This window comes from Duganella sp. GW821-FHT07G03 (assembly GCF_059418605.1).
This window is the reverse complement of the sequence record NZ_JBWKQE010000004.1, coordinates 201,217-225,882: the sequence shown is the minus strand read 5'-3', so window position 1 is coordinate 225,882 and position 24,666 is coordinate 201,217. Positions and strand designations below refer to the sequence as shown.

The window sequence follows — 24,666 nt, the reverse complement described above, 5'->3', positions numbered from 1 at the left end:
AAGAGGGAAGCATAATCAATTGCTCAACAGTTCCAAGCGTTTTCGCACTTTCAATTGAGCGGCGTCAAACGGCGCCGCGTGGGACGGCTGGCCCTGACCCTGCAACTTGAACACGCTGACCGCCGCCGCCAGGCTGGCCGCCTGCTGTTCCAGCGCATCGGCCGCGGCGGCGGCCTGTTCCACCAGCGCAGAGTTCTGCTGGGTCACGCTGTCCATCTGGCTGATGGCGATGCTGATCTGTTCGATGCCGTCGCGCTGCTCGCCGCTGGCGATCGAGATCTCGCCGATGATGGCGGTCACGCGCTGCACGCTGGCCACCACCTCGCCCATGGTCTCGCCGGCCTGGCCGACCAGGCGACTGCCCGCCTCCACCCGGCCCACCGAATCGCCGATCAACTCCTTGATTTCCTTGGCCGCCGCCGCCGAGCGCTGCGCCAGGTTGCGCACCTCGGAAGCGACCACCGCGAAGCCGCGCCCCTGCTCGCCGGCCCGCGCCGCTTCCACCGCCGCGTTCAGCGCCAGGATATTGGTCTGGAACGCGATCCCGTCAATGACGCCAATGATGTCGACGATCTTGCGCGACGATTCATTGATCGAGCCCATGGTGCGCACCATCTGCTCGACCGCGTCGCCGCCCCTGGCCGCCACGCTGGAGGCAGTATCGGCCAGCTTGCAGGCCTCGGCCGCGTTGATGTTGTTCTGTTGCACGGTGGTGGTCAGCTGCACCATCGCGGCCGCCGTTTGCTCCAGCGAGCTGGCCTGCTCCTCGGTGCGGCCCGACAGGTCCAGGTTGCCAGCGGCGATTTCCACCGCCGCGCCGTGGATGGCGTCGGTGCCCAGGCGGACCTTGCCGACGATGTTGCTGAGGTTGCCCTGCATGCGCTTGAGCGCGCCCAGCAAGGCGCCGATCTCGTCGGTGCTGTTGACGTGCACCTCACTGCTCAGATCGCCGGCGGCCACCGTCTCGGCCATGTCGACCGCCTCGTTCAGCGGCACGGTAATGCTCTTGATCAGCCACAGCACCGTGGCGCAGCCAACCACCAGCGTCACCAGCAGCGTGATGCCCATGGCTAGCATCGCGCGCGCGTGCTCCGCCTTGTTCTCGTCCTCCATCTCGACGATCAGGCGCTGCGTTTCCTTGCCGATGAAGGCGACGATGTCGTCGATTTTTTTGGTCGGCTCCCGGTCCATGCCCTTGACCAGCGCATCGACCACATGGGCGCTGTCCTGGTTGGCGGGATCGTATTTCTGCAAGGCCGACAGATAGCGCTTGACCAGTTCGTTCTGGGTGGCGATGGCGTCTTCCACCAGCGGCGTTTTCAAGTCCAGCCTGGTCAGCAGCGCGTTCAGCTTTTGCAATTCGGCGCGGGTGGTTTCACCGCCTTTGACGAAGGCCTTGCTGTATTTGTCGAAATTGGCCGGATCGTTGCCGCGCAACAGGGTGTTCTTCCACTCCTGCACCTGGATCTTGAATTCGACCTGGGCGCTGCGCGCCATGTCGATGGCCTGGGTCAGCGCTTGCATGCGCTGCATGGCGACGGTATTGCCGGCGTTGCTGGAGTCCAGCGCGCGCCAGCCGCCGATGGCGACCACCAGCAGCGCGACAAAGAAGAAGCCGCCCAGCAAGCCTAGCCGCACGCCTATCTTGAGATTGGCGAGTTTCATAAGTTGCCCTTTCGGTAAAAATTCAATGGGTACAAGATGACTGGCGCGCGCTGCTCGCCGCACGGCCATATGGCTTATAGTTTTGAATTGCTTCCGTTTTTTGGGGAGCTAGCAACTTTTAATTCTTGCTTCCATCATGCGCCCACGCGCAAAAAAATCCAAGCGGACTTGCCGATAAATCTATCGAATTCCCACAGTTGCAACACGCCAAGTAATTAATCCTGGAACTCGATGCGGTAAATATTGGTAGGACGTTCATGCGGCGGCAGATTGCGCAGCTCGACAAACGCCAGCCCCAGCTTTTGCAGCAGGCGGATGGAATTGAGATTGGCCGGCGCGGTCAGGCCCAGCAGGCGCTTCATGCGCAGCTGGTCGCGCGCGTAGGCCACCACGGCGGCGGCGGCCTCGTAGGTATAGCCCTGGCCGAACCAGGCCGGCCGGATCGCGTAGCCGATGTCGACGTCGTCCAGGCCGTCGCGCTTGATCAGGCCGCACAAGCCCAGCGCCAGGCCGTCGCTCTTGCGCTCCATCACGTACAGCGAGTGGCCCAGGCGCTCTTGCATCGCGCACGGCCCTTCGAGGATGGCGTCGCGCGCGCCCTCGATGCTGCGGATGCCTTTGTCGCCGATAAATTCCAGCCAGGTCGGGTCGTTGACCAGTTCGTAGTAAAACGCGGCGTCGTCGGCGCTTATGGTGCGCAGCGTGAGGCGTTCGGTGTCGAGTATCTTCATGCGTCGGGCCAATGGGAGGGATCGTCCAGCAACTGGTACATGACGTAGACGTCGACGTAGCCGAGGTGGGCGTGATAGTAGGCGCGCGGCAAGGTGCCGACGATGGAGAAGCCGAGCTTTTTCCACAGCAGCACGGCCGCGACGTTGGAGCTGACCACATAGTTGAACTGCATCGCCAGGTAACCTTGCGCGCGGGCGCGGTCCAGGCAATCGCCGCCCATCAACTTGCCCACGCCGACGCCCTGCGCCGCCGGGCTGACCATGAACGAGGCATTGGCCACGTGCGCGCCGCGGTCGCGCTGGTTGGCGACCAGGCGGTACATGCCGACCAGGCGGTCGCCGTTCAGCAGCGCCACAAACGACTGCACGCCGGGGCCGAACCAGTAGGCATGGCAATCGTCGCGGCTGGTGTCGGCGGCGAAGTAATAGGTGTCGCCGCTGGCGATGAGTTCCTGGAAGATTTCCCACATGGCGCCGAAGTCGGCTTCCGATGCGGGACGGATGGCGATTTCTTTCAAAGCGGCTCCAGGCGGATTAAACAATATTCAATTGTCATGGATTTCACGTGGCAAGTCCAGCCGGAAGTCGACCGTCTGCGGCCGGCCCGGCAGGCTCAGGCGCGCCCGCGCGCGCGGCGCTTCGGCGATCACCTTGCCGCGCCGCATCACCATGCGCCGCGCCGCGCGCAGGCGGATCGCCTCCACCGGATCGGCCGCGTCCAGCAGCACCAGGTCGGCATGGCAGCCGACCGCCACGCCGTAGCCGGACAGGCCGAGGATGCGGGCCGGCGCCGCCGTCACCGCCTGGTAGCAGGCGCGCATGGCGTCCTGCCCGGTCATCTGCGCCACGTGCAGACCCATGTGCGCCACCTCCAGCATGTCGCCCGAGCCCAGGCTGTACCACGGGTCCATCACGCAGTCGTGGCCGAACGCCACCTCGACGCCGGCCGCCAGCAGCTCCGGCACCCGGGTCATGCCGCGCCGCTTGGGATAGCTGTCGTGCCGGCCCTGCAGCGTGATGTTGATCAGCGGATTGGCGATCGCCGCCACGCCGGCCTCGCGTATCAGCGGCAGCAGCTTGCTGACGTAGTAGTTGTCCATTGAATGCATGGAGGTCAGGTGCGAACCGGCCACGCGGCCGTGTAGGCCGAGGCGGTGGCTGTGGTAGGCCAGCGTTTCGATGTGGCGCGACATAGGGTCGTCCGACTCGTCGCAGTGCATGTCCACCATCAGGCCCTGTTCGGCGGCGAACTCGCACAGGATGCGCACCGACTCGGCGCCGTCGGCCATGGTGCGCTCGAAGTGCGGGATGCCGCCCACCACGTCGACGCCCATGCCGATGGCGCGCTTCAGGTTGGCCAGCGCGGTCGGGCTGCGCAGCACGCCGTCCTGCGGGAAGGCCACCAGCTGCAGGTCGAGGTAGGGCGCGACCTGGCGCTTCACTTGCAGCAGCGCCTCCACCGCCAGCAGGCGGTCGTCGCAGATGTCGACGTGGGAGCGGATCGCCAGCAGGCCGCGCGCGGCGGCCCAGTCGCAGTATTGCAGCGCGCGCTCGACCAGCGCCTGCTGGGTCAGGTCCGGCTTGAGCTCGCCCCACAGCGCTATGCCTTCGAGCAAGGTGCCGGAGGCGTTGACGCGCGGCAGGCCGTAGCTCAAGGTGGCGTCCATGTGGAAATGGGCGTCGACGAACGGCGCGCTGAGCAAGTCGCCGCCGGCGTCGATCTCCTGCGCGCCCCTGAACGGCAGCGAACGACCGATGGCGGTGATGCGTCCGCCGTCGATGGCGACATCGACGCCCCGTTGTCCGTCGGCCAGGTTGGCGTTCCGTATTACCGTCTCGATCACCGCATCCATCCGCGCTCCCGGCTTATTTTTTGGTCCAGTATGAAAATTCCGACTCGTAGCAGATCGTTTCGATCTCCGCGATCTTGTCCTGCATCGCCGCCTGGGCGTCGAGGATGGCCTGATTGTAGACAGACGGGCCGATTTCACGCAAACAATAATCGAGCAGCAGGCGCGCCTTCAGCTCGCCGACCTCCTCGTCCATGTTTTCAGCGCAGTAGCGCTGGATCGACCCCAGCAGGCGTTGCTCGACTTCCTTGTTCAGTTTGATGGCCATGCGTGTCCTTTTTCATAGAATTGAATAACTTGTTGCGGCGCACTAATTCAGACTTTTTTCCCGTCGCGCCTTGCGATGCATCAAGATTCGCGCAGATTGTGTCCGTGCGGCATGTTTCCTTGTTGCGGCCTTTGCGACATGGCAGAAAAAATAACTTTCCAAGCCTAACTTTCACCGCTAGAATGGGCATATTGCAATGCATCATAATGCGCGCAGCGTGCACAGCTTTACCGACATTTTAATCGTCTCAGGAGAAACCATGTCTTCGATCACCGAACAGTTTTCCGCAGCTACGAAGTCCCAGTTGGAAGCCCAATTCAAGATCTTCAACACTTTTGCCAGCACCGCCGTCGACAGCGCGGAAAAGGTCATCGCGCTGAACATCAGCACCACCAAGGCTTCGGTGGAAAAATCGTCGGCCGCCGCGAAGAAGCTGCTCGAAGCCAGGGACCCGCGCGAGTTCTTCAGCCTGAGCTCCGCCGAGCCGGCCAGCTTCGACAATCTGCTGGCCTATGGCCGCGAGCTGTACAGCATCGCCTCCGGCGTCCAGAGCGATCTGATCCAGAGCGCCCAGTCCACCATCAAGCAAGTCTCCGACCTAGCCGCCGCGCCGGTGACCGCGCTCAAGGCCAGCGCCAAGCCTGCGCCTGCCGCTACCGCACCTGTTGCTGTGGCTCCTGCCGCTGCAGCGCCGGCCCCGGTCGCCGCCGCCCCGGTAGTGGTAGCGCCGCCGGTCGTCGTCAGCGCCGCCGCGGCATCGGCCAACGAAGCAGTCGCCACGCCGGAAGCCAAGGCCGCCAAGGCCGCGGTCAAGCCAAAAGCCGCGCCAGTCGAGGAAGCGCCAGCGCCGGTCGAAGTGAAGGTTGCCGCCGCCAAGCCAGCGTTCCCTGCGCCACCGGCCAAACCGGTCGCCGCCGTCGAAACCAAACCGGAATTGAAGTCGGTGCCGTCCGCCAAAGCCAAGCCGACCGGCAAGCAGCTCGACATGCTGAGCAGCACCAAAGCCAAGAAATAAGCAAACCCGTTGGGGGTCAGTTCCGGCATCGTGCCACGCGTGGCACGATGCCGGAACTGACCCCCAATAAAAGCTTGAAGCGAAAAAAAACCGACCCGAAGGCCGGCTTTTTTTCGCAAGCTGATTACTTCGAAGCAGCAGGAGCAGCAGCAGCCGAAGCGGCTGGAGCAGCAGCAGCGTCCGAAGCAGCAGGAGCAGCAGCAGCAGGAGCAGCAGCGTCAGCAGCTGGTGCTGGAGCTGGAGCAGCAGCTGGAGCAGCGGCTTCTGGAGCAGCTACTGGAGCTGGAGCAGCAGGAGCTTCTTCTTTTTTCGAGCAAGCAGCCAGAGCAACAGCCAGCAGGGAAACGATCAGCAGGGATTTTTTCATGGGGTTTTCCTTAATTAATTCAAAATTAAACACAATTGTTGCGATTAATAATTACCGGTAATTATCGCTCATTAGGTCGTCTTCGAAGGCTTTCGTAACCTGAAATGGTGCCTGCCAGACAACGGAAACTTCCTAACCGAATATTATAGCGATTTTTAGTGCGTCGCAATAGGACAAACAGCCGTAAGCACAACTATTTTGCGATATCGCAACATTTCGGTTTCGGCTCTACTTTAGCAGAATCCGCACCAAATACCAGCGTTCGCATCGAACACCGGCATTTTACCTTGAACTGACTCATAATCCAGTTGAGTTTGCGAACAAACCGGGTGTGGATTCTAACCAAATCGTAATAAAACGGTCGCTACTGGTTTGGGTATCTTCCGGCCCGTCAAAAACTGCTTCGCCACGGAAATGATCTGCGTGAAAACGGCGCACGATATCGCGATCGTCGGCGATGCAGAACGAATCGGTCAGCTGGCGCAGTTGCTGGCTGCTGCGGCGCACCTCAATCAGGTGGCCGTAGTCCTTGATCACGCGCAGGAAGCGGGGCGCGTCGCGCTCGACGGCGTGGCCATCGTGCGCCACCAGCTGCAAATGCCCGCCGGCCCTGAGGAAATGGCGCAACAGGGTGTCGGTGGCGCTGCTGCCCAGTTCCCAGATGGCGAAATCCGGGTCGAACATGGTCAGCTTGTGTTCGGCGCGGGTGATGCAGCTGGACACGTGCTGGAGAAACTCCGCCTTCGTGGTGAATGGAAAACTTTGCCGTTCCATGCTGCCTCCCTTTGCCAGTGTTTAGCCCAACTCGATCCAGCCGTCCGTGTACCAGGTGTACAGGGCGTCCATGACGTCGTCCGATGCCTGGCCCAGCGCCGCGCCGTCCAGCGCGCGGTTGTTGGCCAGCTGTTCCAGCGTGATCTTGTCGGCCCGGCTGACGGCGAACGATTCGCCGTTGATGAACACATGCTTGCCGCGGTACAGCATTTGCGTCTTGCGCGAGAGCACCAGGCCCTTTTTCGCTGCACTTTCGGCAAACTTGCCGACCACAAGCGGCTTGGCCGGAGCGGTGAAGAACACATTATGCTTGGGCTCGGACATGTATTCGCCCAGGAAGATGGTGATGTCTTCCTCGGTGAAGCGGACCTTGTTCATTTCCTCGACGATCGTGCTCAGCATGTGGCGCGGGATTTCCGCCGGCTTGGCGGTCGCTTCCAGTTCCGGATCGGCGTAGATGCCCGGCAGGTCGATCGAATCGGCCATGAATTGCAGGAAGCCTTCGCCCAGCTCCTGGTAGGACGGTGCGCGGAAGCCGATCGAATAGGTCTGGCAGTCGCCGATGGCGATGCCGTCGTGCGCGTAGTGCGGCGGCAAGTACAACATGTCGCCCGGATTGAGCACGAACTCCTCGTTCGGCTTGAAATTGGCCAGGATCTTCAGCGGCAGGCCTTCGACCAGGCTCAGGTCCTTCTGCGGTCCGATGCTCCAGCGGCGCTGGCCCTGGGCCTGCAGCAGGAACACGTCATAGGAATCGAAGTGCGGGCCGACGCCGCCGCCGTCGGTGGCGAAGCTGACCATCAGGTCGTCCAGGCGGGCATCGGGAATGAAGCGGAACTGGCGCAGCAGCGCGTCGGCCTTGGCGTCGAACAGGTTGACGCCCTGGACCAGCATGGTCCATTCCTTCTGGTCCATTGGCGGCAGGCTTTCCAGCGGGCCGTGCTGCATATTCCACTGGCCGTCGACATTGGTCACCAGGCGCGATTCCGCGTGGTTGGTCGTGGCCAGCTTGGTCAGCGCCTCCATGTTCAGCAAAGGCTTGAAGCCGGGGATGGCGTTACGGATCAGCAGCGGCTTCTTGTGCCAGTAGTCGCGCAGGAACTGCGCCGGCGTGATATCGCCGAGGAGAGGTAATTTTTTCATGCGCTCATTATAACCATGGCGGCGTCGATTGTCGGGCTGGCGGCGGTCGGCCCGGCGATCCAAGGTATAATTCCGGGGCTTATATACAGAAAGGAATTACAAAATGAAGATTGCCAAGAACACGGTCGTGACTGTGAATTACAAGCTGTCCGATGCCCAGGACAATCTGATCGAAGACGGTCGCCAGCCTATGGTCTACCTGCACGGTGGCTACGAGAACACCCTGCCAAAAATTGAAGAAGAGCTGGACGGCAAGGAAGTCGGTTATTCCTCCATCATCCAGATCGAGCCGGACGATGCGTTCGGCGACTACGACGCAGCGCTGGTCAAGGTCGAACCGCGCAGCCGCCTGCCGGAGCCGCTGGAAGTGGGCATGCAGTTCGAAGGCATGCCGGATGGCGACGAAGGCGAAGAAGCGATGATCTTCACCGTCACCGAAATCGCTGACGACAAAGTGGTCCTGGACGGCAATCACCCGCTGGCCGGCATGGCGCTGCGTTTCGCGCTGAGCGTAGCCGACGTGCGTGAAGCCTCGGAAGAAGAAATCGCCCACGGCCACGTGCACGGCGCCCACGGCCACCACCACGGTGACGAGGACGACGAAGGCGAAGAGGGCGATCACGTCGCCATCCACCCGATCCACTAAGCAGTGTAAGTTACGGCGTCGTCTCGGCGCTGCCGCCCTTGAGCGTGAACAGGGCGGCGGTGCCGGGTGCGACGCGCACCTCGGCCCATTCCGCGGCCAGGCTCATATGCCCCACATTGCCGCGCCAGACGATGGACGGCTCGGTCCCGGCGCCGCCCTGGGTATCGACCAGCAGCACCTTCCCTTTGAATTTTTCCGCCATCGCCCGTATCTGTCGGCGCGGTTCGGCGAAGCCATCCTGTTTCGACTGAAAACTCGGCAGCAGCGAGAAGCCATGCTCCGTCTGCACGCCGACATCGCCGTCCGAGAACAACACCAGGCCGTGCATCTTCTGCCGCTCCGCCAGCGTGAACAGCCGGTGCAGCCAGGCGCGGTTGGCCACCAGCCGGTCTTCATACTCGCTGTTGCGGCCCGCTTCGGCGCGGAAGTGGTTGTTATTGGCCGGCAGATTGATGGTGGCGAACAGCACCTTGCCGTATTCCCAGTGCGCGTTCTCGGCGTAGCTGCGGAACTTGGCGCTGGCCGACAAGCGCGTCAGCGGCAGGCGGCGTTCGCCCAGCGATTCGCCGTCGGCGTAGAACAATTCGCGCAGGCGGTTCAGGCGTTCGATGGCGTTCGAGCGGCCGATGGAATTGACGCAGCCGCTCCAGTCGCTGCCGGCCAGCGAGACGATCATCGGCGGCGCCGCCTCGCTCAGCAGCGCGCGGCGCTGGGCATACAGCTTGTCGCTGCAAGGCTCGGTGCTGGATTTGATGCCGGTGGCGACGATGAAGGCGGGCGCGGTCTGCGTGGCGTCGGCGATGGCGCGCCTGAGCACCGATTCATCCGGGCCACTCTTGAACGAGTGGCCGATCACGCCGAACTGGAAGCCGCGCATGGCCGGCTGCGCGGCCTGCGCATGGCTCGCTGCCAGCGCCGCCAGGCCGGCCGCCATCACGCCCACGGCAGCGCTCACGCGCCGCAGCAGCGATCCAGTGGTGGTGGGGCGGACGCGCCGCGGCATCATGCCTGCGCCGTCTCCGTCAGGCGCTTGAGTTGATACAGGCGTTCCAGCGCTTCGCGCGGGGTCAGCGCGTCGGGATCGAGATCGTCGAGCGCATCGAGCAGCTCGCGCATCGCCGGGCTGGCGGCTGCGGGCGCGCCGTGCGCCGGCGCATCGAGTTCCTCGTCGTCGGCGTCGGTGGTCGGCGCGGCGAACAGGTCCAGCTGCGGCGTGGCGTCCAGCGCCTGCGCTTCCAGGCGCGCCAGGTGCTTGCGCGCGGCCTTGATCACCGGCTGCGGCACGCCGGCCAGCTGCGCCACCTGCAAGCCGTAGCTCTGCGACGCCGGGCCGTCCTGCACCGCGTGCAGGAATACGATGCTGTCCTTGTGCTCGACCGCCGACAAGTGCACGTTGGCCGCCGTCGGATGGTTCTCCGGCAGCTGCGTCAGTTCGAAGTAGTGGGTGGCGAACAGCGAGAAGCTGCGGCTGGTGTCGATCAGGTGGCGCGCGATCGCCCACGCCAGCGCCAGGCCGTCGAAGGTCGAGGTGCCGCGGCCCACTTCATCCATCAGCACCAGCGAATGCTCGGTGGCGCCGTTCAGGATCGCCGCCGATTCTGTCATCTCCACCATAAAGGTCGAGCGGCCGCCGGCCAGGTCGTCGGTGGCGCCGATGCGGGTGAAGATGCGGTCGATCGGGCCGATGGTCGCGCTGGTGGCCGGCACGTAGCTGCCCACGTAGGCCAGCAGCGTGATCAACGCCACCTGGCGCATGAAGGTCGATTTACCGCCCATGTTAGGACCGGTGATCAGCAACAGGCGGCGGTCTTCGACGAAGCGGCAATCGTTGGCGATGAAGCGTTCGATCTGGTTCTCCACCACCGGATGGCGGCCCTCGGCGATGTTGATGCACGGCGTGTCCACCAGCTGCGGCGCGCACCAGTTGTGGCGCAGCGCGTGGTCGGTCAGCGAAGTCAGTGCGTCGAGCTGCGCCAGCGCCTTCGAGATCGTTTGCAGGCAGCCGATGAAGGGCGCCAGGTCGGCCAGCAGCTGGTCGTACAGCATCTTCTCGCGCGCCAGCGCCTTGTCCTGCGCCGACAAGGCCTTGTCTTCGAAGGCCTTCAGTTCCGGCGTGATGTAGCGCTCGGCATTCTTCAAGGTCTGGCGGCGGCGGTAGTCGTCCGGCACCTTGGTGGTCTGGCCGTGCGTGACTTCGATGTAGAAGCCGTGCACCTTGTTGTACTCCACGCGCAGGTTGGCGATGCCGGTGCGGGCCCGCTCGCGCGTCTCCAGGTCGACCAGGAACTGGCCGGCGTTTTCGGACAGCGCGCGCAGTTCATCCAGCTCGGCGTCGAAGCCGCGCGCGAACACGCCGCCGTCGCGCACCATTGCCGCCGGCTCCAATGCCACCGCGCGTTGCAGCAGGTCGAGGCAGGCTTCGGGCGTGGCCATGTCGGCGTGGATCGCGGCCAGCAGGCCGTCGTTATCAGTTAGCGCGCGTTGCATCGCATGGCGCAGCGCCGGCAGTTGCTGCACGCCGTCGCGCAGGCTGGCCAGGTCGCGCGGGCGCGCCGACAGCAGTGCGATGCGGGTGGTGATGCGTTCGATATCCGGCACCTGCGCCAGCGTGTGCGACAGCGTGCCGGTGGCGTCGGCCTGGCCCAGCGCGGCGATGGCCTGGTGGCGTGAGCGGGCGATGGCCTGGTCGCGGCGCGCGTGGTGCAGCCAGTGGCGCAGCAGGCGCGAACCCATCGCGGTGCGGCAGTGGTCCAGCAGCGAGAACAGGGTAGGGGATTCCTGGCCGCGGATGGTCTCGGTCAGTTCCAGGTTGCGGCGGGTGGCCGCGTCGAGGCCGATGAATTCGTTTTCGGTTTCGGTGGTCAGCGTGCGCACGTGTTGCAGGCCGCGTCCCTGCGTCGACTGGGCGTAGCGCAGCAGCGCGCCGGCCGCGCCGAACGCCGCGCCCAGGCCGTCGGCGCCGAAGCCGGTCAGCGTCGCCACGCTCAGTTGGTCGAGCAGCGCCTTGTGGCCGCCGACGACGTCGAAGTGCCAGTCCGGCACGCGGTTGACGTGGCAGCTCAGGGTTTCTTCGAACAGGTCAGCGTTATCGCCGCGCAGCACCTCGGCCGGCGCGATGCGCTCCAGCTCCTGCTGCATGCGGGCGGTGACGGTGCGGCTGTCGCCGGAGAACTCCATCAGCTTCAACGCGCCGCTGGCCAGCGACAGCCACGCCAGGCCGGCCGTGGCGACCTTGCGCTGGCTGATGATGCACATCGCCAGCAGCGGACGTTCGGCCTTTTCCGGCAGCAGGTCGGCGTCGGTCAGCGTGCCCGGCGTGACCACGCGCAGCACCTTGCGTTCGACCGGGCCTTTGCTGGTGGCCGGATCGCCGATCTGTTCGCAGATCGCGCACGACTCGCCGATCTTGACCAGCTTGGCCAGATAGCCTTCGAGCGAATGGAAAGGCACGCCGCACATCTTGATCGGCTGGCCGCCCGAGCTGCCGCGCGCGGTCAGCGTGATGCCCAACACGCGCGCCGCCTTTTCCGCGTCCGAGTGGAACAGCTCATAGAAGTCGCCCATGCGGTAGAACACCAGCATGTCCGGGTATTCGGCCTTGATGCTCAGGTACTGCTGCATCATCGGGGTGACTTTTTCGGTGGGGCTGTTCTTGACGGCGGCGGCGTTGATTTCGGTCGGGACGGTGGTCATTGGTTCTTTTTCGGCGATGCGTGAGTCTGGTTTTGCGACGGCTCAATCAGCCCCCGCGCGTAACCTGTCATTTTACCGCTTTCGGCCGTGCTACTGGTGAATTCGCGCTGCCGTTCTTGGTGGCGTACACTGGACTAACCCAAATGAGTGTCGAAGACTCGTTGAGAGCGGCAGTTGAGGAAGCCCGGGCAGGGCGGGACGGCTTTTTGGACTATGCTTTTCATACACGGGGAGGCGAGGTAAGGGTTTTGGCAGATGTCGTTCTGGAAAAGGACATGATCATCTGCAGAAACCTTTGCGTCTATGCGGCGTCCGACCCTCCTGGCATAAAAAAATCGACAATTGCAAGAGAGCTGCTTGCTGAATTTCGGGCCTTGCTGAAAGTCGGCAATGCCCTTGGATATGATGCGATGACCGTGCAAGGAAAGCGCACTGCCGGTAGTAGTTCTGCAAATGTAGGAAAGGCTGTAGATATCAGACGCAGGAGGAAGAAATGAATAAATCTGAAATCGGTGTCGAACTCGTAAAATCGAAGTGGCAACAGGCTAGCGATGTTGAACGGGAACAGGTCTTGTTGGAGCTGAAGCAGCTAGGGCTATCTATTACCGATGCGATACTGGCGCTGCGAAACTCGGGATTCTATTCGCTAGGCGAGGCGAAAGAATACATCTCGACCAGCCCTGCATGGCATGTTGAAGTCGAAAACGGCAAGGTTCTACATGAGGTAGCTTGGCAAGTCCTTGATAAATTCGTCGCTTCTCAACGTCAAAAGTCACGACAACCGTAACGTTAGCGATTTCCAAGAATGGTCACTGGGCTTTCATATGATTAGACATGCTTTTCTCCAGGCGACATCGGGAGCAGCAGCGCCCGCTGGCTGCCGCGCAGCAGGAACACGCCGTACAGGCAAAGCGGCAGCACCGCCAGCACCGCGGCGAACGGCAGCACCGACCCCTCGCCGGTCTTCGCCGCCGTCAGCGCCGACGTCACCAACGCAAAGTCCCACAGGCCGTGCACCACCACCATCGGCCACACCGAGCGCGTGCGCAGGCGGATGGCCGCATAGCCGACGCCCTGCAGGGAGGCCGCGACCGCTTGCCAGAGCGCGCTGCTGAAGTCACCGGTCGCCAAACCGTTGAGCGTGTGCACCACGCCGAACAGCAACGACGAAATCAGCACGGCCGGCCAGATCGCATGCCGGTCCAGCAGGCTTTGCAGCAGCACCGAACGGAACATCAGCTCTTCCGACACCGCGACCAGCGCCGTATTGCAGCCGACGATCAGCAGCACCTGCGATGGCGGCCAGCCGCCCGCCCACGCCACCAGCAGCATCAGCAGCGCATAGAGCAGCGGCGGCCAGACCAGCCACAGCGATTTCCATGATTCAGGCGCGCGCAGACCGGCGGCGCGGCGTTCGGTCGACGCCAGCGCCACCAGCAAGGAAAACAAGACCGCCAGCACCCAGGTCGGACCGACACCTGCGGCCACCGCATCAAACAACGATAGCTGCCGGCCGCCGCTGAGCAGCCTGCCGACGCCCAGGGTCAGGCCCAGCCACACCGCCAGCGCGGCTAGCGCCAACGGCAAAGTAATGCGGAGTCTTTTCATGTGTCTGGTTTGTGTTTTGTCTGCAGCAATAATACATGAACGCAATTTTGACGGCGGTCAAACGAAAGCCCTGCCAATCTGCCGCCTTCGCTTTCCCGCGTCTTGACTAACAGACAAATGGAAACTGTGTATTAAAGACAACAGTGTTGATGTGTGTTTGCGTCCGAAACGCCCGCGTTTCCGGTCCCCAGCAAAAAAAAATGACGGACAACGGTTGTGACAAAAAATTAATTAAGCAATACTTAAGTTGAAACTTTTGCATGTCTTGTTCGCAACACATGAATGTTTCACTGGGCATATTTTCCTTTAAATTAAGGGTATAGCAGGCATGAAAATTTCAGTGAACCCGTCACCGACTCCCCGCCTCAAAAAGGCCGGGGCAACGCTGCGTCCTACCGCTGGACGCGTGTTATTCGCCTTCATGGCATTGGGCTGGACCATCTCCAGCTCCGCCGCCGTCATCGCCAAGGATGGACCGACCGCCAGCCAGCCGACCGGCGACTTCTGGCAGGACGTGGGCGCCGCCAACGGCAGAACCGCACAGTCCACCAGCACCACCGGCCCGCGCCGCTTCCACGCCGCCAGCCTGAACCGCAAAGGCCTGAAGCAACTGGCCCAGTCGGCGCCGCTGGAGCGCAGCGAGGCCGCCGCCGTCAGTCCGCTGATCATTTCCCTGCCGCACCCGGACGGCGGCTACCAGCGCTTCGCCATCGTCGACTCGCCGATCATGGAAGCCGGCCTGGCCGCCAAGCACCCCGAAATCAAGACCTACGCCGGTAAAGGCATCGACGATCCCAACGCCAGCCTGCGCATGGACATCACCCCGCTGGGCCTGCACGCCTCGGTGCGCACGCCGGCCGGCGCCTGGTATGTCGACCCGCACACCGCGCTGGACGACAGCGTCTACAACAGCTATCACAGCCGCGACCTGGCCAACCGCCACGGCGCGCTGCGCGAAGCACCGTTGACCGAGGCGCAGATCGCCTTGTCGCAGGGCTTCTACCACGCCGACGACCAGGTCGAGGTGCGCGGCGCCGGCTTCACGCCGGGCGCCTCGGTCACCGTGTCGGTGCGCAACGAAGGCGACAGCGGCACGCGCCAGAGCCTGGTCGTCACCGCCGATGCGGAAGGGGTGATCAACAGCTCGTTGGTGGCCGATCCGTCGCGCAACACCGGCGCCTTTGAAGTCAGCGCCACCGACGGCAAGTCGACCAGCACCGTGGCCTACCACGTGGTGGACGACCTGGTCGTGGCCGGTCCGGTTTCCGGCAACCAGCTGCGCACCTACCGCCTGGCGCTGGTCACCGATCCGTCCTACGCCACCTATTTCGGCGGCCCGGCCAATGTCACGGCGGCCAAGGTCACGCTGATCAACCGCGTCACCCAGGTCTATGAAGACGAGACCGCGATCCGCCTGATGTTGATCAACAATACCGACGCCCTGAACCTGGACACGCCGGCGCTGATGACCGGCGCCAACGGCCCGTGCGGCGCCAACGCCTGCTTCACCGCGTCCCAATCGGCCAGCTGCGGCAGCGGCACGCTGTCGCGCAACCGCGTCGTCGCCGGCCTGCTGGCAGGCGCCGGCAATTACGACGTCGGCCATATCGCGCTCGGCCTCAACGGCGGCGGCATCGCCAGCCTGGGCGTGGTCGGCGGCAGCGCCAAGGCCCAGGGTTGCACCGGCATTCCCACCCCGGTCGGCGACTTCTACGCGGTCGACTACGTGGCGCATGAAATGGGCCACCAGTTCTCCGGCAACCACACCTTCAACGGCGTGATCAGCAATTGCTCGGGCGGCAACCGCAACGCCGGCACCTCGGTGGAACCGGGCAGCGGCTCGTCGATCATGGCCTACGCCGGCATTTGCGGCACCGACAACCTGCAAAACCATAGCGACGCTTATTGGTCGCAGCGCAGCTTCGATGAAATCGTCGCCTACACCTCGGGCGCGGAAACCAACGTCAACGAAGTGCAGATGCTGGCGCTGACCAATTTCGGCGGCACCCAGCAATTCACGCTGCGCTACAACGGCAAGGACTCGGCGCCTATCGTCCGCGGCAGCAATTTCAACGTCGGCGGCATCAAGAACGCGATCGAAGGCATCGCTGGCTGGCCTGCGGGCGCCACTGTCAACATCAGTTCCCTGAGCGACAACGCCGCCACGGTGACCTTCACCGGCGCGCTGGCCGGCACCAAGGTCGCGCTGCTCCAACTGGTCAATTGCAGCGGCGGTTGCAGCGGCTATGTCGGCGAGATCGTCGCCGGCGGCCCGACCACCCGGCGCGGTTCGCTGTCGTTCACCGGCAATACCACGCCGGTGGTGACGGTGCCAACCGGCTACACCATCCCGGTACGCACGCCGTTCGCCCTGACCGGCAGCGCCACCGACGGCGAAGGCGATACGCTGACCTACATGTGGGAACAGAACGATCGCGCCAACGGCAACGGCACCGGCTTGATCAGCAACGTCAAGACCAATGGCCCGCTGTTCCGCCAGTTCGGCGTGCGCGCCGTGGTCAGCAACGACGACGCCATCAAGTACGGCTCGCCGGGTGAAAACCACGTCAGCACCAATCCAACCCGCGTGTTCCCGGACCTGTCGCAGATCCTGGCCAACAACACCAACGCCGAAACCGGCGCCTGCCCGGTCGCCGCCACGACGCCGACCCCGGCCGACATCGAGTGCTACTCGGAGTTCCTGCCGACCGCCGACTACGTGGGCTACAGCGCCAACGCCAATCCGGCCGCGCTGAACTTCCGCCTGACGGCGCGTGACGGCCGTGGCGGCGTCGGCAACGCCAGCACCAAGCTGGTACTGGCGCCCAACGCCGGTCCCTTCCTGGTGACGTCGCCGAACACCGCGGTGTCGCTCGATGGCGGCTCTAGCCTGACCGTGACCTGGAACGTGGCCAACACCGACGCGGCGCCGGTCAACACCGCCAATGTGAAGATTTCGCTGTCCACCGACGGCGGCAACATCTATCCGTACACGCTGGCGGCCAGCACGGCCAACACCGGCAGCAAGGTCGTCACGCTGCCGCTGGTGGGCAGCAGCACCGCGCGCATCAAGGTGGAAGCGGTCGACAACATCTTCTTCGATGTGTCGAACGCCAACTTCACGATCCGCCTGGCGGGCGATGTCAACGGCGATGGCGCCGTCAACTGCGACGACCTGGCGATCATCAAGGCCGCGCTGGGCAAACGCACGGGCCAGGCCGGCTACGACGCGCGCGCCGACCTGAACAAGGATGGCGTGGTCGATGCCCGCGACCTGGTCGCCGAGTCGCAACGCATCGCAGGCGGTTGCCGCCTGTAAGCCGCCACACACTAGCGGCGCCGCCGCCGGCCCACAGCCGGCGCGGCGCCGATGCAGAAATCTCAGCCTGATGGGCAAAGGAAAATGAATATGTTGAGTTTGAATAAATGGAAATTCCAGGCCGGCGCCGCACTGCTGGCCGCCGCCTTCGCCGCACCGCCGGCCTACGCGGCCGATCCGGCGTTGAGCATCGTCGCCACGCCATCGAGCGGCGTGGTGGGCTCGACCATCGAGCTGGACATCCGCATCGCCGGCGTGACCGACCTGTATGGCTACAACTTCTCGCTGGCGTTCAATCCGGCTTACCTGCAGGCGACCGGCGCCGGCGAAGGCGGCTTCCTGGGTTCCGACGGCGGCGCCACCGGCTTCGGTGCGGCCGATGTGTCCGGCACGCCGGGGCTGGTGTCCTATGTGTACGGCAACAAGTTCGGCGCCGTGCCAGGCGTCAGCGGCGGCGGCAGTCTGGCGCACCTGCGTTTCAACGTGATCGGCGCCGGCACCAGCACGCTGAGCTTTACCAACGCGCTGTTCCTGAATTCAACGCCAGGCGACATCAACACGCAGCTGGGCACGCTGACGCTGGTGACCACCGCCGTGCCGGAGCCGCAGACCTACCTGATGCTGGGCGTGGGCCTGGCCGGCCTGGCGGCGCTGCGCCGCCGTAAAGTCGGCTAATGTTGCACCGCGCTGCCGCCTTGCCGCGGCAGCGCTTCTTCCTTCTTCAGCGGCAGGGAGCGCTGCGGGAATATTCATAAATTGTGAATGATTGCTTGATATTCAGAGTATTGATGGTCTTAAGTGTGAAGCATATAGTGACTACACGAACCCATCACTCAGGAGCCCAACATGAACACCAGCACCACGATTATCCGCCGCAGCCTGGCAGCCGCCGCCCTCGTACTGAGCACCGGCCTGGCCGCCGCTGCGGCCGCGCCGATCGACGTCAAGGTCGACGGTTTTGCCGACCAATACGCGCAAGTGAACGGCGTCAGGCTGCACTACAAGATCGGCGGCCACGGCAGCCCGGTCGTGCTGCTGCACGGCTATGGCCAGACCGGCCACATGTGGACGCCGGCCATGGCCGAACTGGTCAAGCACCACACCGTCATCGTGCCCGACCTGCGCGGCGCCGGCGGCTCGGAAAAACCGGCCGGCGGCTACGACAAGAAAACCATGGCGGTCGATATCCATGAACTGGTCAAAGGCATCAGCAGCGAGCCGGCCGCCGTGGTCGGCCACGACATCGGCCTGATGGTGGCCTACGGCTACGCCGCGCAGTTCCCGGCCGACACCAGCAAGCTGGTGCTGATGGACGCCTTCATTCCCGGCGTCGGCGACTGGCGCAACGCCTTCCCGGCCAAGGCCGTGTGGCACTTCCACTTCTACGGCGAGACGCCGCTGGCGCTGGTCCAGGGCCGCGAACGCATCTACTTCGAACACTTCTGGAACGACTTCTCGGCCGACAAGACCAAGTCGGTCAAGGAAGCGGACCGTAAGCTGTACACGGCGGCCTATGCGCAGCCGGGCGGCATGCGCGCCGGCTTCGCCTACTTCAGCGACTTCGAGCGTGACGCCGCCGACTTCGGCCCGATGTCGCAGACCAAGCTGACCATGCCGGTGCTGACCCTGGCCGGCCAGTACTCGGCCGGCGAATTCCTCGGCAAGCAGGTCGGCTCCGTGGCCACCAATGTGAAGAGCGTCATCGTCCAGGGCTCGGGCCATTGGCTGATCGACGAAGCGCCGGAACAAGTGGTGCCGGCGCTGGTGGAGTTTATTGATTTGTAATCCGTTTGTAATGCCGGCGTCATGTCCGGGTCAGGGGGCGGTTTCTATACTGGGTTTTTAACCCGAGAGGAAACCGCACCATGATCAAACCTACCCTTCTTGCCGCCGCAGCGATGCTGGCGGCACAAGTCGCACTGGCGGCGCCGCCGGTCCACAACGTCGTGCTGGTGCACGGCGCCTATGCCGACGGCTCCTGCTGGAACGACGTCATCGCCCGCCTGCAAAAGGCCGGCATGCATGTCACGTCGGTGCAAAATCCCCTGACCTCGCTGGCGGACGACGCCGAAGCCACGCGCCGCGTGCTGGCCCTGCAGGATGGCCCGACGATCCTGGTCGGCCACTCGTGGGCCGGCACCGTCATCAGCGAGACCGGCAACGATCCGAAAGTGGCGGCGCTGGTCTACCTGGCCGCGCGCGCGCCGGACGTGGGCGAGGACTACGGCGCACTGGCCGCCAAATTCCCGGCGCCGCCGGCAGCGGCCGGGTTGGTGAAATCGCCGGACGGCTACGCGCAGCTGAGCGAACAGGCTTTTGTGCGCGACTTCGCCGGCGATCTCGATCCGGCCCGGGCGCGCGTGCTGTACGCGTCGCAGGGACGGATCTCGCAAACGCTGTTCGCCGCGCGCACCACGCAGGCGGCATGGAAGAACAAACCCAGCTACTACGTGGTATCGCAGCACGACCGCACCACCTCGCCGGAGCTGGAGCGCTTTGTCGCCAAGCGCATGGGCGCGAAGACCATCGAACTGGCGTCCAGCCATGTGTCGATGATCTCGCACCCGGACGAGATTGCAAACCTCATCCTCGAAGCGGCCAAATAACTACAGCGCGCTGACCAGCACCGCGGTGCTGGCGCCGGCTTCCGTCACGGACAGGCGGTCGGCGCGCACGGCGGCATCGCTGGCCGCTTGCGTGCGCACCGGCCCTATCATCGTACCGTTGGCCATGCCCGCGTCGTTGGTGCGGAAGCTGCCCAGCGGCGCGGCCTGGCTGCCGACGGTAACGTTATAAACCGCATTCGGCTTCAGCTTGTACAGGAACACTTCCATCGCATCGACCACGCCCAGGTTGCGCACCACCGCGAAGCCCTTGCCTTCGCTGGCGGTGGCCTTGAACGGGATGTTGTGCGCATCCTGGTTCACGCGCGGCACCAGGTTGGAGCGGTCGTCCGCCGACGGCGCCACCTTCGACAAATACACCAAAGCCTGCGGCGCCTGCCCGCCCGGCATGGTGGCGACGACCTGGTTGCTGGCGCTGTCGATCACCTGCACGCCGTCGCCGTTTTCCAGTCCGACATAGAGACGGCTGCTGTCGTCCGAGGCCCAGATCCCGTGCGGCAGCGCGCCGGTGGCGATGGTCGCCAGCAGTCTAGCCTCTTTGCCGGTGCTGTAGACCTTGACCACGTTCTCGCCGCCTATCGTCACGTAGGCGCGCACTTCGCCGCCGACGGTGGCGAAGGCCAGGTGGTTGGTGATGAAGCCGGTGTCGATCACGCCCGTCACTTCCAGCGTTTGGGTGCTGATGCGGGTGACCTTGCCGACGTCCTTGTGCGTCATCCATATCTCGCCTTGGTCCGGCGTGAATTGCAGGAAGGGCGAGAACGGGCTGGCCACGCCGATGCGCTTGATGATGGCGTGCGAAGCGACGTCGATCACGTCGACCGTCGGCGTGAAGCTGGAGACCACGAAGGCCAGCTTGCCGTCCGGGTGGAACAGCACCATGCCGGGCCCGAGGTCGGTCTGGATGCGGCGGGTCTCCCTGAACGTGGCCGGGTCGATGACGGAGATGTAGTCCTCGCCGCGCACCACCACCCAGACCTCCTTGCCGTCGGCGCTGAAGAAGCCCTCATGCGGCGAGCGTCCCACGTAGGTCTTGCCTTTGACCTTGTTGGTCGCGGTGTCGATGAAGGTGACCGAGTTGGAGCCGTTGGCAATGGCGATCAGCGTCTTGTGGTCCGGCGAGAAGCCCAGGCCATGCACATTGATCTCGCCGCGATACAGCGGCGACAGCACGTCCGGCCGCGCGTTGCCCAGTTTGATCTGGCCCAGCAGCGTATTGCTGGCGGGGTTGAACACGGAAATCGTGTTGGTGTTCTGGTCCGCCGTGTAGACGCGGTCCAGCGCCGACGGCGCAGCGAAGGCGGATGCCGACAGCAGCGTGGTGATCGCCAAAGCGATGGTTTTCATTGTTTCTCCTTGTTGGTGTGGCGTTGCAGCCAGGCCTGCATCACCTTGATCTCGTTCTGCTGCTCGGCGATGATGCCGAGCGCCAGATTGCGCAGCTCCGGGTCCTGGGTGGTGAGCAGCAGGGCCTTGGCCATGTCGACCGCACCCTGGTGGTGCGGGATCATCATGGTGACAAAGTCATGCTCGCTGACGCCGTTCATCGGCGCCTGCTTCATGCCGGCGTCCATCACCGCCATCGCGTCGTCCATCAAGGCGGCGAAGGACTTGGCGGTGCTGGCAACGAATACCGGCGGCGCCGGGGCGCCGCCGTCGGCATGGTGATGGTGTTCCTGCGCGCCGGCGTGCGTCGCTGCCAGCGTCAAGGCCAGGACGACGGCGCCACGGAATGCATAGGCCATGTTATGTTTCCTCGTTGGGGTATGGAGCGAGCCAGTCTAGCGGCGCGCCGCTGACGGCAGGATGACGTGCAAATGACAGATTTGTAATCCAACCACCTCTGTAAAAAGCCGACAATGCCGCATCTGGAGAACATCATGAAGCTATTGGTTGTGGAGGACGAGCCCAAGGCGGGCGCCTATCTGGTCAAGGGCTTGCAGGAATCGGGCTATGTGGCCGACCTGGCGCGCAACGGCGTCGACGGCCTGGCGCTGGCGCTGGAGCACGACTACGACCTGATCGTGCTGGACGTGATGCTGCCGCAGATGGACGGCTGGGCGGTGCTGGCCAGGCTGCGCGAGCGCAAGCAGACCCCGGTGCTGTTCCTCACCGCGCGCGACGACGTGGCCGACCGCGTCAAGGGCCTGGAGCTGGGCGCCGACGACTACCTGGTCAAGCCCTTCGCCTTCGCCGAGCTGCTGGCCCGCGTCAAGACGCTGATGCGGCGCGGCCCGGTGCGCGAGATGGAGCTGATCCGCATCGCCGACCTGGAGATCGACGTGCTGCGCCGGCGCGTCACGCGCCATGGCGACCGCATCGAACTCACCGCCAAGGAATTCGCGCTGCTGCACCTGCTGGCCAAGCGCCAGGGCGAGGTGCTGTCGCGCACGCAGATCGCGTCGATGGTGTGGGACATGAACTTCGATTCCGACACCAATGTGGTCGACGTGGCGATCCGCCGCCTGCGCGCCAAGGTCGACGATCCCTACGCCGATAAACTGGTGCAGACCGTGCGCGGCATGGGCTACCTGCTGGAACTGCGTTCGTGAGCTGGGGCCGGCGCCCGCTGTCGTTGACCTTGCGGGTGGCGCTGCTGTTGTCGGCGGTTGCCGTGGCGGCCTTCCTGGCGGCCGGCGCCTACCTGTACACCACGCTGGCGCGGCAGATGGCCGGCCGCGACGACGTGGAACTGATCAACAAGGTGACGCAGATCCGCCGCATCATCGCCGGCCTGCCGTCGCCGCAGGCGATCGCACAGGACCAGCGGCCGTTGATGGAAACCCTGTCCGGCCACGATGACTTCATGCTGCGCGTGAACGGGCCCGATGGCGCGGCGCTGCTGCAATCGGCGCGTACCTCGCGGCCGCTGCCGCGCTTCGACAGCGTGCCGGCCCAGCGCGCGCTGACGCTGGACGATATCCACGACTGGACGCCGGAGGCCGGCGTCGGCCGCATGGTCAGCGCGGCCGGGCAGGTGGGCGGCGGCCAGACGGTGCGCATCACGCTGGCGCGCGAGCGCTCCGACCGCCTCAAGATCCTGCGCGGCTACATCGTCGACCTGCTGGTGGCGCTGTGCGGGGGGGCGCTGCTGGCCATCGTGCTCGGTTACGCCATTGTGCGCCACAGCATGCGCCAGCTGCGCGGCGTGATCGCCAAGGCCAACGACATCAACGCCAACCGTCTCAACACCCGGCTGTCGGTGGGTGACGCGCCGGTGGAGTTGCGCGAGATGGGCGAAGCCTTCAACGCCATGCTGGACCGGCTGGAAGACGGCGTGCAGCGCCTGTCCGGCTTTGCCGCCGACCTGGCGCACGACTTGCGCACGCCGGTCAACACGCTGATGGTGGAAACCCAGGTGGCGCTGGCGCGGCCGCGCTCGGCGGAGGAATACCAGGCGCTGCTGGCCTCCAACTCGGAGGAATACGAGCGGTTGGCGCGCATGATCGAAAACACGCTGTTCCTGGCGCGGGTGGACAACGCCCAGCTGGCCGTGCAGCGCGAGCCGCTGGACCTGCGCGCTGAGCTGCTGCGCATCCACGACTATTTCGAGATCCTGGCCGACGACGTCGGCGTGCGGCTGGAGGTCGAGGCCCCGGCTATCGAAGCGCAGCTCGATCCGGTGCTGCTGCAGCGTGCGGTCGGCAACCTGGTCTCGAACGCGCTGCGCTACACGCCGGCCGGCGGCGCGATCCGGCTGACGGCGCGGCGCGGCGGGCAGGGCATCGAGCTGGCGGTCGCCAACACCGGCCCGGGCATCGCGCCGCAGCACTTGCCGCATATCTTCAACCGTTACTACCGCGCCGACGCCGCCCGTTCAGGACAAGCCCATTCGGCCGGACTGGGCCTGTCCATCGTGCGCGCCATCATGGCCTTGCATGGCGGTAGCGTCCGGGTCGAGAGTGTAGAGGGCGCGCTGACCACGTTTTTCCTGCTGTTTAAATAATTTTAAAAAAATCTAAAAATATTTGTCGATTTGATGCGTGCTGCTTCGTCGTAGGGGTAGAGTGAGCGTTTTCACTCGCCCCAACCCATTTAAAGGAGAGCATCATGACTGCAAAAGTAGATCCGATTCCAGAAGGCATGCACAGCGTCACCCCCCACCTGGTGGTCGATGGCGCGTCAGACGCCATAGCGTTCTATAAAAAAGCGTTCAAGGCCGTTGAGACCGCGCGCATCCCCGGCCAGAACGGCAAGTTGATGCATGCCGCCGTCCGGATTGGCGATTCGACCGTCATGCTGGTGGACGAGATGCCCGACTTCGGCAGCGTCGGCCCCAAGAAGCTCAATGGCAGCCCGGTCACGCTGCACATCTACGTGCCCGATGTGGACGCCACCTACGCCCAGGCGATCGCCGCTGGCGCCACCGAGAGGATGCCGCCGGCCGACATGTTCTGGGGCGACCGCTACGGCCAGGTCACCGACCCGTTCGGCCACGTCTGGTCGATCGCCACCCACACCAAGGACATGACGCCGGAGGAGATGAACGCGGCGATGAAACAGCAAATGCCACCGTGCTGATCAAAGGAGAATGACATGCGTTTCATGATTATCGTTAAAGCCACCGAGGATTCCGAGGCGGGCAAGATGCCGAGCGTCGAGCTGCTGACCGCGATGGGCGCGTTCAACGAAGAACTGGTCAACGCCGGCGTGCTGCTGGCCGGCGAGGGCGTGCATCCCAGCTCCAAGGGCGCGCGCATCCTGTACGACGGCCCCAAGCGCACCGTCATCGATGGCCCGTTCGCCGAGACCAAGGAGTTGATCGCCGGCTTCTGGCTGCTGCAGGTGAAGTCGAAGGAGGAGGCCATCGAGTGGATGAAGCGCTGCCCGAATCCGTTCGATACGCCGTCGGAAATCGAAATCCGCCAGGTGTTCGAGATGGAGGATTTCGGCGAGGTGGCCACGCCGGAGCTGGTCGCGCAGGAAGAAGCCTTGCGCGCCCGCATGTGATGCTGCTACCTTA

General features: G+C 64.2%; 25 protein-coding genes. 12 read left to right on the top strand and 13 right to left on the bottom strand.

What is annotated here, in order from left to right:
* Positions 1–15: 15 nt before the first annotated feature.
* The 5 genes from AC07OK_RS08220 to AC07OK_RS08200 all read right to left on the bottom strand — a co-directional run bounded on the left by AC07OK_RS08220 (position 16) and on the right by AC07OK_RS08200 (position 4,514).
* Positions 16–1,665 carry a methyl-accepting chemotaxis protein gene (locus AC07OK_RS08220; RefSeq protein ID WP_494689842.1) on the bottom strand — a complete coding sequence of 550 codons (1,650 nt, stop codon included), beginning with the start codon at positions 1,663–1,665 and terminating at the stop codon, positions 16–18.
* A gap of 215 nt (positions 1,666–1,880) precedes the next feature.
* Positions 1,881–2,396 carry a GNAT family N-acetyltransferase gene (locus AC07OK_RS08215; RefSeq protein ID WP_494689841.1) on the bottom strand — a complete coding sequence of 172 codons (516 nt, stop codon included), beginning with the start codon at positions 2,394–2,396 and terminating at the stop codon, positions 1,881–1,883.
* Positions 2,393–2,914: a GNAT family N-acetyltransferase gene (locus AC07OK_RS08210; protein ID WP_494689840.1), complete on the bottom strand. Its 522-nt coding sequence runs from the start codon at positions 2,912–2,914 to the stop codon at positions 2,393–2,395. Before AC07OK_RS08210 ends, AC07OK_RS08215 begins: the two co-directional genes overlap by 4 nt.
* Positions 2,915–2,941: 27 nt before the next feature.
* Positions 2,942–4,237 carry an amidohydrolase family protein gene (locus tag AC07OK_RS08205; protein ID WP_494689927.1) on the bottom strand — a complete coding sequence of 432 codons (1,296 nt, stop codon included), beginning with the start codon at positions 4,235–4,237 and terminating at the stop codon, positions 2,942–2,944.
* Between the two features lie 25 nt (positions 4,238–4,262).
* Entirely contained in the window at positions 4,263–4,514 is a 252-nt protein-coding gene (locus tag AC07OK_RS08200; RefSeq protein WP_116990587.1) for a DUF2164 domain-containing protein, read from the bottom strand.
* Positions 4,515–4,773: 259 nt separating this feature from the next.
* Between AC07OK_RS08200 and AC07OK_RS08195 the strand changes: the two genes are divergently transcribed.
* Entirely contained in the window at positions 4,774–5,529 is a 756-nt protein-coding gene (locus AC07OK_RS08195; protein WP_494689839.1) for a phasin family protein, read from the top strand.
* Between the two features lie 124 nt (positions 5,530–5,653).
* Here AC07OK_RS08195 and AC07OK_RS08190 read toward each other — a convergent pair whose 3' ends face one another.
* From AC07OK_RS08190 to AC07OK_RS08180, 3 genes are all read right to left on the bottom strand, one after another.
* Positions 5,654–5,896: a hypothetical protein gene (locus tag AC07OK_RS08190; protein WP_116990225.1), complete on the bottom strand. Its 243-nt coding sequence runs from the start codon at positions 5,894–5,896 to the stop codon at positions 5,654–5,656.
* Between the two features lie 297 nt (positions 5,897–6,193).
* A complete protein-coding gene (locus AC07OK_RS08185) occupies positions 6,194–6,670 on the bottom strand; it encodes a DUF7931 domain-containing protein (RefSeq protein ID WP_494689838.1) in 477 nt (158 codons plus the stop codon).
* A 21-nt stretch (positions 6,671–6,691) separates the two neighbouring features.
* Positions 6,692–7,813 carry a ribosomal protein uL16 3-hydroxylase gene (locus AC07OK_RS08180; protein ID WP_494689837.1) on the bottom strand — a complete coding sequence of 374 codons (1,122 nt, stop codon included), beginning with the start codon at positions 7,811–7,813 and terminating at the stop codon, positions 6,692–6,694.
* 103 nt (positions 7,814–7,916) lie between these two features.
* Between AC07OK_RS08180 and AC07OK_RS08175 the strand changes: the two genes are divergently transcribed.
* Positions 7,917–8,459: an FKBP-type peptidyl-prolyl cis-trans isomerase gene (locus tag AC07OK_RS08175; protein WP_494689836.1), complete on the top strand. Its 543-nt coding sequence runs from the start codon at positions 7,917–7,919 to the stop codon at positions 8,457–8,459.
* A gap of 10 nt (positions 8,460–8,469) precedes the next feature.
* On the opposite strand, the gene AC07OK_RS08170 is transcribed toward AC07OK_RS08175, so the two are convergent.
* Positions 8,470–9,393: a hypothetical protein gene (locus AC07OK_RS08170; RefSeq protein ID WP_494689926.1), complete on the bottom strand. Its 924-nt coding sequence runs from the start codon at positions 9,391–9,393 to the stop codon at positions 8,470–8,472.
* Positions 9,394–9,461: 68 nt separating this feature from the next.
* The gene (gene mutS / locus AC07OK_RS08165; RefSeq protein ID WP_494689835.1) at positions 9,462–12,152 is read right to left on the bottom strand and encodes a DNA mismatch repair protein MutS; all 2,691 of its coding nucleotides are present in this window, start codon (positions 12,150–12,152) and stop codon (positions 9,462–9,464) included.
* 143 nt (positions 12,153–12,295) lie between these two features.
* Here mutS and AC07OK_RS08160 point away from each other — a divergent pair, with 143 nt between their 5' ends.
* Positions 12,296–12,649 (top strand): hypothetical protein, encoded by a 354-nt coding sequence (locus AC07OK_RS08160; RefSeq protein WP_494689834.1) that lies wholly within the window; start codon positions 12,296–12,298, stop codon positions 12,647–12,649.
* Complete coding sequence (locus AC07OK_RS08155; protein ID WP_494689833.1) at positions 12,646–12,939, top strand: hypothetical protein; 294 nt, start codon at positions 12,646–12,648, stop codon at positions 12,937–12,939. Before AC07OK_RS08160 ends, AC07OK_RS08155 begins: the two co-directional genes overlap by 4 nt.
* A gap of 41 nt (positions 12,940–12,980) precedes the next feature.
* Here AC07OK_RS08155 and AC07OK_RS08150 read toward each other — a convergent pair whose 3' ends face one another.
* The gene (locus AC07OK_RS08150) at positions 12,981–13,760 is read right to left on the bottom strand and encodes a CPBP family intramembrane glutamic endopeptidase (protein WP_494689832.1); all 780 of its coding nucleotides are present in this window, start codon (positions 13,758–13,760) and stop codon (positions 12,981–12,983) included.
* Positions 13,761–14,166: 406 nt separating this feature from the next.
* On the opposite strand from AC07OK_RS08150, the gene AC07OK_RS08145 reads away from it, so the two are divergent.
* From AC07OK_RS08145 to AC07OK_RS08130, 4 genes are all read left to right on the top strand, one after another.
* Positions 14,167–17,079 carry a reprolysin-like metallopeptidase gene (locus tag AC07OK_RS08145; RefSeq protein WP_494689831.1) on the top strand — a complete coding sequence of 971 codons (2,913 nt, stop codon included), beginning with the start codon at positions 14,167–14,169 and terminating at the stop codon, positions 17,077–17,079.
* A gap of 90 nt (positions 17,080–17,169) precedes the next feature.
* Positions 17,170–17,754 (top strand): cohesin domain-containing protein, encoded by a 585-nt coding sequence (locus AC07OK_RS08140; RefSeq protein ID WP_494689830.1) that lies wholly within the window; start codon positions 17,170–17,172, stop codon positions 17,752–17,754.
* A gap of 171 nt (positions 17,755–17,925) precedes the next feature.
* The gene (locus AC07OK_RS08135) at positions 17,926–18,864 is read left to right on the top strand and encodes an alpha/beta fold hydrolase (protein WP_494689829.1); all 939 of its coding nucleotides are present in this window, start codon (positions 17,926–17,928) and stop codon (positions 18,862–18,864) included.
* A gap of 80 nt (positions 18,865–18,944) precedes the next feature.
* Positions 18,945–19,685, top strand: a complete 741-nt coding sequence (locus AC07OK_RS08130) for an alpha/beta fold hydrolase (protein ID WP_494689828.1) — start codon at positions 18,945–18,947, stop codon at positions 19,683–19,685.
* On the opposite strand, the gene AC07OK_RS08125 is transcribed toward AC07OK_RS08130, so the two are convergent.
* Both AC07OK_RS08125 and AC07OK_RS08120 read right to left on the bottom strand, forming a co-directional pair.
* Positions 19,686–21,050 (bottom strand): YncE family protein, encoded by a 1,365-nt coding sequence (locus tag AC07OK_RS08125; protein ID WP_494689827.1) that lies wholly within the window; start codon positions 21,048–21,050, stop codon positions 19,686–19,688.
* Positions 21,047–21,448: a DUF305 domain-containing protein gene (locus tag AC07OK_RS08120; RefSeq protein WP_494689826.1), complete on the bottom strand. Its 402-nt coding sequence runs from the start codon at positions 21,446–21,448 to the stop codon at positions 21,047–21,049. The genes AC07OK_RS08125 and AC07OK_RS08120 overlap by 4 nt, the downstream gene beginning before the upstream one ends.
* Positions 21,449–21,583: 135 nt before the next feature.
* Between AC07OK_RS08120 and AC07OK_RS08115 the strand changes: the two genes are divergently transcribed.
* The 4 genes from AC07OK_RS08115 to AC07OK_RS08100 all read left to right on the top strand — a co-directional run bounded on the left by AC07OK_RS08115 (position 21,584) and on the right by AC07OK_RS08100 (position 24,653).
* A complete protein-coding gene (locus AC07OK_RS08115; RefSeq protein ID WP_494689825.1) occupies positions 21,584–22,255 on the top strand; it encodes a heavy metal response regulator transcription factor in 672 nt (223 codons plus the stop codon).
* Positions 22,252–23,649 (top strand): heavy metal sensor histidine kinase, encoded by a 1,398-nt coding sequence (locus AC07OK_RS08110; RefSeq protein WP_494689824.1) that lies wholly within the window; start codon positions 22,252–22,254, stop codon positions 23,647–23,649. The genes AC07OK_RS08115 and AC07OK_RS08110 overlap by 4 nt, the downstream gene beginning before the upstream one ends.
* A 104-nt stretch (positions 23,650–23,753) precedes the next feature.
* Complete coding sequence (locus tag AC07OK_RS08105) at positions 23,754–24,224, top strand: VOC family protein (RefSeq protein WP_494689823.1); 471 nt, start codon at positions 23,754–23,756, stop codon at positions 24,222–24,224.
* A 15-nt stretch (positions 24,225–24,239) separates the two neighbouring features.
* Positions 24,240–24,653, top strand: a complete 414-nt coding sequence (locus AC07OK_RS08100) for a YciI family protein (protein WP_494689822.1) — start codon at positions 24,240–24,242, stop codon at positions 24,651–24,653.
* Positions 24,654–24,666 lie beyond the last annotated feature (13 nt).